11 protein-coding genes are annotated in these 12,662 nt (G+C 42.5%); all 11 read right to left on the bottom strand.

The features are described 5' to 3' along the window. Positions 1-4: 4 nt before the first annotated feature. The gene (iolC, locus tag HNQ34_RS12135; protein ID WP_183254915.1) at positions 5-1,012 is read right to left on the bottom strand and encodes a 5-dehydro-2-deoxygluconokinase; all 1,008 of its coding nucleotides are present in this window, start codon (positions 1,010-1,012) and stop codon (positions 5-7) included. A gap of 15 nt (positions 1,013-1,027) precedes the next feature. Further along, positions 1,028-1,852: a 5-deoxy-glucuronate isomerase gene (iolB, locus tag HNQ34_RS12130; protein WP_183254913.1), complete on the bottom strand. Its 825-nt coding sequence runs from the start codon at positions 1,850-1,852 to the stop codon at positions 1,028-1,030. A gap of 13 nt (positions 1,853-1,865) precedes the next feature. Further along, positions 1,866-2,795: a myo-inosose-2 dehydratase gene (gene iolE, locus HNQ34_RS12125; RefSeq protein WP_183254911.1), complete on the bottom strand. Its 930-nt coding sequence runs from the start codon at positions 2,793-2,795 to the stop codon at positions 1,866-1,868. Between the two features lie 22 nt (positions 2,796-2,817). Continuing rightward, positions 2,818-4,752, bottom strand: coding sequence for a 3D-(3,5/4)-trihydroxycyclohexane-1,2-dione acylhydrolase (decyclizing) (gene iolD, locus HNQ34_RS12120; RefSeq protein WP_183254909.1), 1,935 nt, complete (start codon positions 4,750-4,752; stop codon positions 2,818-2,820). Between the two features lie 24 nt (positions 4,753-4,776). Next, a complete protein-coding gene (locus HNQ34_RS12115) occupies positions 4,777-5,619 on the bottom strand; it encodes a sugar phosphate isomerase/epimerase family protein (RefSeq protein WP_183254907.1) in 843 nt (280 codons plus the stop codon). A gap of 14 nt (positions 5,620-5,633) precedes the next feature. Then, positions 5,634-6,632 (bottom strand): ABC transporter permease, encoded by a 999-nt coding sequence (locus HNQ34_RS12110; protein ID WP_183254905.1) that lies wholly within the window; start codon positions 6,630-6,632, stop codon positions 5,634-5,636. A gap of 18 nt (positions 6,633-6,650) precedes the next feature. Then, positions 6,651-8,159, bottom strand: a complete 1,509-nt coding sequence (locus HNQ34_RS12105) for a sugar ABC transporter ATP-binding protein (protein ID WP_183254903.1) — start codon at positions 8,157-8,159, stop codon at positions 6,651-6,653. Positions 8,160-8,260: 101 nt separating this feature from the next. Continuing rightward, positions 8,261-9,244, bottom strand: coding sequence for a sugar ABC transporter substrate-binding protein (locus HNQ34_RS12100; RefSeq protein WP_183254901.1), 984 nt, complete (start codon positions 9,242-9,244; stop codon positions 8,261-8,263). Positions 9,245-9,322: 78 nt separating this feature from the next. Then, on the bottom strand, positions 9,323-10,348 hold the full coding sequence (gene iolG / locus HNQ34_RS12095) for an inositol 2-dehydrogenase (RefSeq protein WP_183254899.1): 1,026 nt from the start codon (positions 10,346-10,348) through the stop codon (positions 9,323-9,325). A gap of 83 nt (positions 10,349-10,431) precedes the next feature. Beyond that, positions 10,432-11,619, bottom strand: coding sequence for a Gfo/Idh/MocA family protein (locus tag HNQ34_RS12090; RefSeq protein ID WP_183254896.1), 1,188 nt, complete (start codon positions 11,617-11,619; stop codon positions 10,432-10,434). A gap of 18 nt (positions 11,620-11,637) precedes the next feature. After that, positions 11,638-12,642 carry a Gfo/Idh/MocA family protein gene (locus HNQ34_RS12085; RefSeq protein WP_183254894.1) on the bottom strand — a complete coding sequence of 335 codons (1,005 nt, stop codon included), beginning with the start codon at positions 12,640-12,642 and terminating at the stop codon, positions 11,638-11,640. Positions 12,643-12,662: the final 20 nt, after the last annotated feature.

The raw sequence follows: 12,662 nt of genomic DNA, 5'->3' as shown, positions 1-12,662 counted from the left end.
CCTCCTATTTTGTGATCATTTCACCGTTTTTGCATTTTTGAATATAGCTTTCGATTTGCTCGAGTGTTGGCATCGCCTCTGAAGAGCTATGGCTAGAAATCACGATCGAGGCAGCCGCTGCGCCATATTCCATCGCTTTTGGAATATCCCAGCCTTGCATGAGTCCGTAAATAAAACCAGCTGCATACGAGTCTCCCGCACCAAAGGTTTTGATGACGTTCGCTGGAAAAATCGGCCCTTTGAATGCTTCCCCTTCTTTTGTATAAGCAATCGATCCATCTTTCCCATGTTTGATGACGACAATTTTTGCCTGATAGTCAAACCATTTTTTCGCCGTTTTCTTATCATCGCCTCGATGGCTCTCAAATTGTTCCATCATATCGAATTCCTCGCGTGTTCCGATGATGACATCGCATTTTTCTGCCGCAAGATTGTAATAAATCGCGGTTTCTTCTGGCGAATTCCACGTATAAGGGCGGTAGTCGAGATCAAAGAAAACGACGACATCATGTTTTCGTGCGTAGTCCAGTGCCAAAAACACTGCTTCCCGCGATGGGCTTTTCGCTAAGGCTGTTCCTGAAATTAAAAGAACTTTTGCTTGTTTCATATAATCTTCGCTGACATCTTTCGGTTCTAGCTTTAAATCCGCGACATTGTCGCGATACATGAGAATGCTGCAATCGGTTGGACTTTTGATTTCGGTAAATGCAAGCCCCGTGACACTTCCGGATTTGTCGGTAATCACATTCGACGTATCGATATGATTTTTTTCCAAGTATTGGACAATGAACCGCCCCATTTGGTCATCTGCCACCCGGCCGATAAACCCTGTTTTCATCCCTAAACGGGACATCCCAATCGTAATATTGGCAGGAGAGCCGCCGACATATTTCGTAAATGTCACGGTTTCTTCCATTGGACGATTGATTTCATTCGCGTTTAAATCGATACATAATCGACCAATTGCAATAAAGTCGAGCGGTTTTTGAGCATCAAATCGTAAACGATTCATGACATCCCCTCCTCTCTATGATTGTTTGGTTGCTAGTTTACTTTCCATGACCCATTCATGATCCGGGTCATTATGAAATTTCCATGTTCGAGTCGGCCCCGCCATAACATTTAAATAATACACTTCATATCCGGGCGGTGCCGAAACAGGGTGATATCCTTTCGGCACTAATACAACATCGCTATTTTTTACGATCATTGTTTCATCTAAAGAACGATCATCGGTATATACTCTTTGCACCGCAAACCCGTAGTCAGGGTTGATTTTATGGTAATACGTTTCTTCCAAATATGACTCATAAGGTAAATTGTCTTGATCGTGCTTATGCGGAGGATAACTCGACCAGTTTCCTTCCGGTGTAAATACTTCTACTATTAGCAAACTATCTGCCGGCTGCTGCTCCGGCAAGATGTTATGGATCTTTCGTTCGATATTACCTGCGCCTCTCATTTCTACCCCAACATCTTTTGGAGCAATTAACCGGGCCGGATACGTGCCTTTGCCCGGCGCCAAACAAACAGCTAACTCGAGATCCGTTATGGCTGCGACCTCGTAAAAATCATCGGATGGAACATATACCGAATATGGCGGTGTTTTTTCAAATACATTCATACGTTCACCAATATGTTTCCATCGTGCTTGCTTCGTAGAAACGGTTGCTTTTCCGCTTAACAGAACGAGGCATGCTTCTTCGTTTCCGGTTTCTTTTCGCAACATCTGTCCTTTACGGAGGACATATACTTCAAACCCGACATACTCCCATCCAGCCGACTTCGGAGTTACACGCAGCACGTTCCCTTCATGATCCGGCTGTTGACTTGGAACGATCAAACGACTCACCAATCCCACTCCTTTATCGTTGTTTCGCTGCCATCACCGCTTGGATGGTCGCATCAATATACTCTTTTGCCATTTTGGCATACGTGTACGGATGAGCAACCGCTGGATCTTGTTCCGCTTCAACAATCATCCAGCCGTCATACTGCTTTTCGATCAACTTTTTAAAAATCGGCACAAAATCAATGCATCCATCTCCCGGTACGGTAAACATTCCTCGCAACACTGCACTACGAAAATCGAGATTTTCTTTCCGTACTTGTTCAAGCACATCGCGCCGAACATCTTTTAAATGAACGTATTGAATGCGATTTTCGTATTTCATTAAAAGTTCTAGCGGATCATATCCCCCATATAATGCATGGCCTGTATCATATAATAAATGGACAAGATTCGGATCTGTTAAATCCATTAAACGATCAATTTCTTCTGCTGTTTCCACTACTGTACCTGCATGGAAATGGTACACAAGTTTCATGCCGTATCGTTCGCATAATTTTGCCGCTTGATGCAATCCGTTTACGAGTGACTTCCATTCCTTCTCTGTTAATCTTTGAATGGTTTTATCATCAGGAGAACGGCGAGGATCCCAATGCATCGATCCGCCCATTTCGCAGACGATGACATACTCGCACCCCATTTCATATAAATATTTCACCCATTGCTCAAACGATTGAAGTTCCTGTTCAAGCCGGCTTTCATCCGAAAATAGTACGCTGACAAATTTGCTGGCAAGCCGGATGCCGTATTGCTCCAGCTTTGCTTTTAAAGACGACGGATCTTGGGAAAAGAGTCGCCCCATTTCCGTCGCAATATAGCCGAGCGAAGCCATCTCGGCTAGCACTTGATCTTGTGTATAATGGTCGCCAAGGCCGGGAATATCATCATTCACCCAACTAATCGGCGCAATACCGATTTGAAAAGGATTGGTCTGACTAACTGTCATATGATCCACCTCGATTTTTATATCAATATTTGCGAGCCTTTTTCAATCGTTCTTCTTTTTTCCTATATGCTTCTATGATGTTCGGATTGCAAGAAGCCCCGGCCACTCCAACGTGCCACCACGATTCATAATCGTGTGTCATCGTTTTCGGGAGCACTTTGATGTCAATTAATGTCGATACCGTTTGTTGTTTCGCATCTTCCAATGCTTCTTTTAGCTGTTCGAGCGTATGAACTTTGTATGTTTTCACCCCGTAGCCAGCAGCGCTTTGCGCAAAATCAATACGGATCAGGCTGCCATCTAAGCGCCCTGTTTCCTCGTTTCGATAACGGAATTCTGTAGCGAAGCTATCCATTCCGTTATCCATTTGCAAATTATTAATGCATCCAAAGCCGGCGTTATCAAAAAGAAGCACATTAATTTTCTTCCGTTCCTGGATGCTCGTCACAAGCTCAGAATGAAGCATGAGATAGCTGCCATCGCCAACCATCGCGTATACTTCCTTATCCGGTTCAGCCATCTTCACCCCAAACGCTCCGGAAATTTCATACCCCATGCACGAATACCCGTATTCCATATGATACGTATTCGGTTTACGTGACACCCACATCCGCTGTAAATCCCCCGGTAAGCTGCCTGCCGCACCAATTACAATCGCATCTTCATCAATAAATTCATTAATGACACCAATCACTTCTGTTTGTGTTAAACGTGACTGAAAAGATTCCACAAACTCTGGAAGCACTTCATCAAGATGGCCGGCAACTTCTGGTGTAAAGTTCGGTTCTTGATATCGCACGTGATATAAGCGGTTCAATTCTTTCTGCCATGCTTTTTTAGCGGCTTCGATTTCATTTGTGTACCCGGAACGGTAACCGATTTTTTCTAGTTCTCGCTCGAGAGCAAGGATCGCCAATTTTGCATCAGCTACGATTTTCACTGCATCCATCTTATATGCGTGAAATTCAGAAATATTAATGTTTAAAAACTCCACATCTGGACATTGAAATAACTGTTTAGAACTTGTTGTGAAATCTGTATATCGCGTACCAATCCCGATCACAAGATCCGCTTCTTTCGCCACTAAGTTAGCCGCAAGATTCCCTGTTACGCCAATTCCGCCGAGATTATAAGCATGGGTGCTTTCGATGGCACTTTTACCTGCTTGCGTTTCTCCATACGGAATATGAAACTTTTCCGAAAACCGCTTTAACGCCTCCGCCGCCTCCGAATAACGGACACCGCCGCCGCAAATGATGATCGGCTTTTTCTTTCTTCTAATTAACTCTACAGCATCTCGGATCGCCTCTTCCGTCGGGATACGGCGCTCGATGCGATGGATCCGCTTTTGGAAAAAGTATTCTGGAAAGTCGTATACTTCCCCTTGCACATCTTGTGGCAGGGCGATCGTGACTGCACCAGTATTCGCAGGGTCAGTCAACACACGCATCGCCTGAATCATCGCGGTCATTAACTGTTCTGGGCGATTGACACGATCCCAATATTTACTGACGGCACGAAAAGAATCGTTTGTCGAAATAGTCAAATCGTGAACATGTTCGATTTGCTGAAGAACGGGATCCGGTTGTCTTGTCGCAAACGTATCTCCTGGAAGTAATAAAACAGGAATGTTGTTGGCCGAAGCAGTGGCCGCTGCTGTTACCATATTTGCCGAACCAGGACCAACGGAAGATGTGCATGCTATAATTTGTTTTCGGTGCTTTTGTTTGGCGAAAGCGATCGCCGCGTGCGCCATTCCTTGTTCGTTTCTTCCTTGATACACTTCTAGATCCCCCGGATCCTCTTCGAGCGCTTGACCGATGCCAAGCACATTACCATGTCCAAAAATCGTAAAAATCCCTTTCACAAACTTTTGCACTTTTCCATCAAACTCGACATACTGTTGGTTTAAAAACTTCACTAACGCTTGGGCCGTCGTTAATCGGATTGTTTTCATGATCCTTCGCTCCCCGCCTTCCTGTCAAACTCGCTCGATCTTAAAATAGCGATTTACTAGTTTTTCTGTTTTTTCTTTCGCGACTTGAATCGTTTTTTCCGCATCCCATTCCCAGTATTCAGGTCTAAACAACTCAATCGACACCATTTCGTCATAACCGATGTCTTTTAATGTGCGCAAAATTTGCTCTAGATCAATCGCACCGTCCCCAGGCCATACACGATGATGGTCGCGCAGCGCACCAGCTGGTAAATCTTCGCAATCATCCATATGAAATACGAAAATTTTCGTTGGGTCTGCCGCCCGTAAATCATCGATGTGAGAATTCATGGCATGAAAATGAAAGCAGTCTAACACAATGCCAACGTTGTGTCGATTTACTTCTCGAACAATGTCGTATGCCTGGGCAAAGGTGTTAACCGAACAATTCGGATATCCGCAAAATTCTAAAGCAATCCGTACGCCATATGGCTCTGCGAGTTGTGCCAACTCGTGCAGCACTCGAACCGTTTCTTCTTTGATTTTCGTTTTCGTGTAATCTCCAATATCAAACGTTGGAACGGCGATGATCGTTTTGCAATCGATCACTTCGCCAACCTCGCATAAAAATCGCAGATCACTTTTTAGTTGTTCATATCCTTCTTGATCCCGGAACGTAATAAACTCTAGCGCATTAAACGCGTACGGTTTGATTCGATGCCCTTCCAAAAACTCCTTTAACTCCTCTACCGTATGATCAATGAGATATTCTCTTAATTTATCGAGGCGAATTTCGATTAAGTCATATCCATGTTTTTCACAAAGCTCTAAGTCTAATTTTAATGTGGAATTTTTCAAGGTCGTTGCTTCGTTAAACGCGATTTTCATTAACATTTCCCACCTTATGATTTCCGATTTTTGCGTGAGTCAATAAACACGGCAACTGTAATAATGACCCCTTTTAAGATTTGTTGCCAGTACGGCGAAACGTTCAGCAAATCAAGGCCGTTATTCATAACGCCGATAATAAGCGCCCCAACGATCGTACCACCGATTGTTCCAATTCCCCCCGCAAGACTTGTGCCACCAATGACCGCTGCCGCGATCGCATCCAATTCGTACATGACACCTGCTGTTGGCTGACCGGAAGAAATACGGGATGTTAAAATAATTCCGGCAAGACCAGATAATAATCCGGCATATCCATACACGAAAATTTTGTATTTATCGACGTTGACACCGGCAATAATCGCTGCTTGTTCATTACCACCGATCGCATACACATATTTTCCGAATTTCGTTTTATTTAAGAGAATGTAAGAAACCACTCCTACAAATGCGAAAATGATAATCGGAACAGGGATGCCGAATACTGCACCTTGGCCGATAAACTTAAATGAATCCGATAAATTCCCAATCGGTCTTCCATCACTAAAAAGCAATGCGGCTCCTCTTGCTGCTGTCATCATACCTAACGTAACAATAAAAGGAGCGATTTTTGCTTTTGAAATGATCGTTCCGTTGATGACACCGGTAAGAAGACCAAGTCCAAGTCCAATAAGTATTGGCACAAAGAATGGATACGTATCCGGGTGCGCAAAGCTGGCCGCTACAACAGACACAAGCGCAATGACCGAACCCGATGACAAGTCAATTCCTGTTGTAATAATCACGATCGTAACCCCAATTGCTACAATTCCAACAACAGACATTTGTCTGACAATATTCAATAAGTTCCCGGTTGTAAAAAACGTAGGAGAAAGAAAGGACATAAGGATAATTAATGCGATAAGGATCATTAACATTCCATATTTGTGTAAAATACGAGAAACTCTTTCTTTAGAACTAACGGCTGACTTCGACTTTTCTTGTTTATTTACAATAGACACTTGGCTATTCATATATACTCCCTCCAATCGTTATGATCCGCTTGTAACTAATTCTCCTGTTGCCAATTCCATAATTCGTTCTTGCGTTGCTTCCTCTCTGCTTAATTCCCCTGTTTTCTTTCCGTCGTGCATGACGATAATACGATCGCTTAATCCTAATATTTCTGGTAATTCCGAAGATACAACAACAATCGCTTTCCCTTTTTTCGCTAGATCAAAAATTAAATTATAAATTTCAGATTTTGCCCCAACATCAATTCCTCGTGTCGGTTCGTCTAAAAACAAAATATCTGGGTCTTGTAGCAGCCATCTCGCAATCAACGCTTTTTGTTGATTTCCTCCACTTAAATATTTAATCAGTTGTTGAAGGCTTGGTGTTTTTATTGCTAATTGTTCGGAAAGACGTTGACAATCTTCTTGAATTTTCTTTTCGTTTAAAAATCCACCTTTTGCATACTGTTCAATCGTTACGGTAATGATGTTGTCTTGTACAGAAAGCGGCAAGAATAAACCTGTTAACTTTCGATCCTCTGTCAACAGCCCCATGCCATATCGAATGGCATCACGCGGCGAGCGGATAGTTGCTTTTTCACCATGAACGTAGATCTCCCCAGAATCAGAAGGATTAATTCCAAATACGCTCTCTAACACTTCTGTTCGTCCTGATCCCATTAGTCCAGCAATCCCAACAATTTCTCCCTTTCTTACTTCAAAACTAATATTTTCGAACTTTCCATTTTTACATAAATCTTTCACAGATAGCACCGCTTCTTTGATTTCAACTCGTTGTTTATGAAAAATTTGATTTAATTCCCTTCCGACCATCATTTCGATCAATTCATCTTTTGTAATTTGGTCACTAGACTTCGTTCCGATATATTTTCCATCCCGCAATACTGTGACCTCATCCGTAATTTGTGCTAACTCATCCATTTTGTGGGTAATATAAATGATAGATACGCCTTCTTGTTTCAATGAACGAATGATTTTAAATAGGTGATGTACTTCCTTCTCTGTAATGGCAGATGTCGGCTCATCCATAATGATGAGCTTGGAGTTATAGGAAATAGCTTTTGCGATTTCAACCATTTGTGTGTTGGCGATGCTCAGTTCAGACATTTTCGCCTTCGGATCAATGTCAATTTCGAGCTTTTCAAATAATTTCCTTGTCTTTTCCTCGAGTTCTTTCGCTTTCACCCAGCCAAATTTATAGCTTGGCTCCCTTCCTAAGAAGATGTTTTCCGCCACCGTCATATTCGGAATCGGGCTGAGCTCTTGATGAATCATCGAAATCCCTTTATCAAGGGCGTTTTTAATCGCGGAAACTTTCAACTCCTCGCCATCAAAAATAATTTTGCCGCTATCAGGTGTGTAAATCCCAATTAATATTTTCATTAACGTCGATTTCCCAGCCCCGTTCTCTCCCATAAGCGCATGAACCGTTCCTTTTTTTACTTTCAACTGCACGTTATCTAGCGCTTTTACTCCTGGGAATTCCTTCGTAATGTTGATCATCTCTAACACATAATCTTTATTCATACGCATTCCCTCGTTTTCACTAAGATTACCATTTTTAATGAAAGGACACTAACCGTCGTAGCGTCCTTTCACCTTAGATAGATGATAACGAGCACAAAATACTACTGCCATTTTTTGATGTACTCTTCCACATTATCTTTCGTCACAAGTTCATATGGAATCCAGTTGAATTTCTCGACTTTCTCTCCTTTGGCCGCTTTAATTGCTGTTTCTAATCCGCCTTGACCTTGTCCTCTTGCATTTTGGAAAACAGTCACTTTTAACTTTCCTGATTTTACGTACTCCAATGCATCAGGTGTTGCATCAATTCCCGCAACAACGACGTCATCCAATTTTCCTGCATCTTCTAACGCCATAATCGCTCCAATCGCCATTTCGTCGTTATTGGCGACAACCGCATCAATATTTTTTCCAGAATTGAGCCAGTTTTCCATTAAAGACATTCCTTTCGCCCGATCCCATTCAGCTGTTCCTTCTAACACAACTTTCATATTTGGATATTTTTTAATCACTTCTTTATTTCCTTCCGTCCTTTTGATTTGCGCCTCATGCCCCATCTGACCGTTCATAATGGCGATGTTACCTTTTCCACCGAGAATCTTTGCCACTTCTTCCATTTGCATAATTCCGGACTTAATCGATTCTGAACCAACGTAAGCGGTAGCCTTATCTACGCCATCAAAGATTCTATTCACTACCACTATCGGGATGTTTGCTTGATTTGCTTTATCGATCATTTCGGGTGCAGAAACTGTATCAACCGGTATTAACACAATCGCATCGACTTTTTGTTGAATGAAGTTTTCGACTTGAGATAACTGCTTGCTAGCGTCATTCATTGCATCCACATAAATCACTTCGACATCTTTTTGCGTTTTGGCGTATTCTTTCATCCCGTCTTGCAAATAGCTGAGCCACTTGTCATCAAAATCTGGCAGTGCTGCTCCGATGACAATTTTCTTACTTCCTCCCGATTGCTTTGTCGTTGGTTCTGACGCTCCTTGCTTCCCACTGCAACCGACAGCAACAAACATCGTAAACAACAGCAAAATTACCATTGAGATGAAATTTTTAGAAAATCTCATAAATTTCATACCCCCTTGTTTCATCGTGAAAAATCATTAAGTCCCCCATCCAACAAAACACAACAAACACGCAAAAATTTAGCAGCTTTTTTCCAAGCATCCCCCCTTTATATGTACCGTTTTTCCAGTATCAAACGATTCTGTTGCCGCAATAGCTATTTCTAAATTTACTTTGCCATCGATTTCTGTTACGTTTGGCGTTTGGTTATTACGAACACATTCTACAAAATGGACAAGCTCTAAACGGTAAGCGTCATTAAAACGAGTTTGGAAATCTGGGATGATCTCATACGTGCTGCCTTTTGCATTCAATAACGTAACGTTTTGGTTCCGTAACGTTCCGATGAAAATCGATCCTTCCGTACCGATAATTTCCGTACGAATGTCATGGCCATAAGGCGAGTTGCGGCTTGCCTCAATATCTCCTGCAGCACCGGAATCAAAATGGACGTACGTAATCGCTTGGTCGACATCTTTAAACTCTTCCATAAACGGATGCAGCAATACTCTTCCATGTGCGGCCACAGACGTAATTTCTGCTCCCATCAAATATCTCGCAATATCATAATCATGAATCGAAACGTCTAAAAACATGCGACCGCTATGTTTAATAAACTCGGCGGGCGGTGAACCGGCATCACGAGTAATCCCTTTAAAATAGATCGGCTTGCCAATGTCCCCTGCGTCGATTCTTCGCTTCGCTTCTGCATAGGCAGGATCAAATCTTCTCATAAACCCAACTTGACAAATAACGCCCGTTTCTTTGATTGTTTGAATGATTTCATCTGCTTCTTCTAAACGCTGTGTTAACGGCTTTTCAACAAAAATGGCTTTCCCATTTTTTGCAGCCCTTTTAATCATATCGGCATGGGTGCTTGTAGGAGTCACAATGACAACTGCGTCGATATGAGGATTTTCAAACACTTCGTCTGGGTTTTTTGTCCAATGGTCAATGCCAAATTCTTTAGCAAATTGTTCAGCTCGTCCTTCTTGTGGATCAACAACACTGACTAATTGCGCTCCAGCAATTTGGTAGGTTGCTAAATTTTTAGCGTGATGATGACCTAAACGACCTAAACCGAGCACCGCACAACGAATTATCATAAAACAACACAACCTTTCCAAAAATGTAATCGCTTTCTTTTGTTTATTACAGAAAGAGAGGAAGTTATAAAGCTTTCTCTCTTTTATACTTGCAGTTGCGGCTGTTTTAATAATTCTGATATTTTTATCCACGTTCCCGTTTGCACAGAACGCTCGACCGCTTCTAAAACCACCTGATTGCGCACACCATCCTCGAAATTCGGCGCTGGACTGTATCCGTTTGCAATTCCGTTCATCATTTCAACTAATAAATTGATAAATGTATGTTCGTAGCCAATAATGTGCCCTGCTGGCCAATAAGCAGCTGCATAAGGATGCTCCACTTCCGTGCAGTTGATCGTCCGGAATCCTTGGAGGCCCCGTTCGTCGTCTTCCAAATACACTTGCAAGTTGTTCATATTTTCCATATCCCAACGAATCGAACCTTTTTCCCCGTTAATTTCAAATCGGTTTCCAGCACGGTTTCCCCGGCTGAAACGGGTGACTTCAAAAACACCTAGCGCTCCGTTTTCGAAACGAGCTAAAAATGCTGAAGCATCATCTACATCGACTTCTCCCCATTGACCGCTTTCAATTCGGCCTTTTAAATGGATATCCATATCACCCAATGGCCGCTCTTTAATGAATGTCTCCATCATTCCGACTACTTCGCTAAATTCTCCGACTAAGAAGCGTGCTAAATCAATAATGTGTGCGCCAAGATCGCCATGCGTACCTGATCCGGATACTTCTTTTTTCAGACGCCATATTAACGGAAAATTAGGATCCATCAGCCAATCTTGCAGGAATGTTGCGCGAATATGATAAATTTTCCCTAACCGACCTTGTTCGATTAGTTTCTTAGCAAATTGGACAGCCGGCGCAAACCGATAATTATGGCAAATCATATGGACAACCCCGGCTTCTTTTACAGCTTCAAGCATTTGTAACGACTGTTCTAATGTTAGTGCAAGCGGCTTCTCGCAAATAATATGTTTTCCTGCTTTCGCTGCGGCAATGGCGATCTCAGCGTGCGTATTATTCGGTGTAACAATATCAATGACATCAATATCGTCACGCTCAATAAGACGGCGCCAGTCCGTTTCGTACGACGCCCATCCCATTTTTTCAGCGGCTTGTTTCACCCCTTGCTCATCTCGTCCAGCGATGGCTTGTAAAACAGGAACGACATCCGTATCGAAGAAAAATGGAATGTCACGAAATGCATGGCTATGGGCTTTTCCCATAAATTTATATCCAACCATCCCAATTCGAACTTGCTTTTTGCTCATATTGTCACCCACTCTGTTTTATTGTGATGGTGCTGTTTGGCGAAAATTTATCATTTTTCCAGTTTTAGCGCTTTCATAAATAGCCTCTAATAATTGAATGGATCGATATCCGTCTTCTGCTGTAACAGGAGGTTTCGTTCCATGAATAATGGCATCGATAAATAGACGATCTTCCTCCACATATCCCCATTTTTCTTCGATCGATAATTGATAAAAATCGCTAATTTGAGCTGGTTGCTTTAATCCCGGTGCATACATCACTTTTTCCAGTTCTTGCGTCGCAATGGTACAATATTTTCCGTAAACTTCTAAACTCTCAAACGGGAAACTCCATCCAGCATGCGCATAAGTGACAAAGTTTGCGATCGTTCCTGATTCAAATGTCATCATAATCGCAAATGTATCGATTTCCGCTTCAGAAATGTTTTGTCGTCCTTCACAATAAACAGTCTGCACTTCTCCAAATAAGTAGCGGCACATATCCATCAGATGGAAAGGGGTTTCATAAAGGAACCCTCCTGTCACCTTTGGATCAGCTGTCCAAGCAGGATTCAGCAGCTCGCCGCGGTTCATTTTAATATTTGCTAAATATGGGGTGACTTCACCAGAAGAAATGAGTTCTTTGACTTTTTTGTATACGGACGCATAGCGGCGGTTCATCCCTAAATTGTATACGGCTTTTGACATTTCAGCCGCTTTTCGGATTCGCCCAGCCCCTTCTAATGAAGTAGCCATCGGTTTCTCCGAAAATACATGAACATTGTTTTCAAGGCATTTTAATACAGGCTCGACATGCAACGTATTAGGGGTTGTTACATATACGGCATCGACCCCCAATTCAAATAAGTCTTCAAGAGTTTGCACCGCTTTGGCACTTCCCGCTTCATTTGCTAGGGCAGCTGCTCTGTCTTCCACAATATCTGCAACACCAATAATTTCTACTCGTTGATCTCTCTTTAAAATGGACGTATGAACTTTTGCAATTCCACCTGCTCCTAAAATCCCCACTTTCACTAGCGACATCCATCTCTTCTCCCTTCACT

Source organism: Anoxybacteroides tepidamans, assembly GCF_014201465.1.
GTDB classification, from domain to species: domain Bacteria; phylum Bacillota; class Bacilli; order Bacillales; family Anoxybacillaceae; genus Anoxybacteroides; species Anoxybacteroides tepidamans.
Note: the sequence above shows the minus strand (reverse complement) of the source record. Positions and strands in the feature narration are given on the sequence as shown.

Coding starts and splice junctions, on each gene's coding strand:
- iolC (WP_183254915.1), bottom strand. CDS start 1,012: ATGAATCGTTTACGATTTGATGCTCAAAAACCGCTCGACTTTATTGCA.
- iolE (WP_183254911.1), bottom strand. CDS start 2,795: ATGACAGTTAGTCAGACCAATCCTTTTCAAATCGGTATTGCGCCGATT.
- iolD (WP_183254909.1), bottom strand. CDS start 4,752: ATGAAAACAATCCGATTAACGACGGCCCAAGCGTTAGTGAAGTTTTTA.
- HNQ34_RS12115 (WP_183254907.1), bottom strand. CDS start 5,619: ATGAAAATCGCGTTTAACGAAGCAACGACCTTGAAAAATTCCACATTA.
- HNQ34_RS12110 (WP_183254905.1), bottom strand. CDS start 6,632: ATGAATAGCCAAGTGTCTATTGTAAATAAACAAGAAAAGTCGAAGTCA.
- HNQ34_RS12105 (WP_183254903.1), bottom strand. CDS start 8,159: ATGAATAAAGATTATGTGTTAGAGATGATCAACATTACGAAGGAATTC.
- HNQ34_RS12100 (WP_183254901.1), bottom strand. CDS start 9,244: ATGAGATTTTCTAAAAATTTCATCTCAATGGTAATTTTGCTGTTGTTT.
- iolG (WP_183254899.1), bottom strand. CDS start 10,348: ATGATAATTCGTTGTGCGGTGCTCGGTTTAGGTCGTTTAGGTCATCAT.
- HNQ34_RS12090 (WP_183254896.1), bottom strand. CDS start 11,619: ATGAGCAAAAAGCAAGTTCGAATTGGGATGGTTGGATATAAATTTATG.
- HNQ34_RS12085 (WP_183254894.1), bottom strand. CDS start 12,642: ATGTCGCTAGTGAAAGTGGGGATTTTAGGAGCAGGTGGAATTGCAAAA.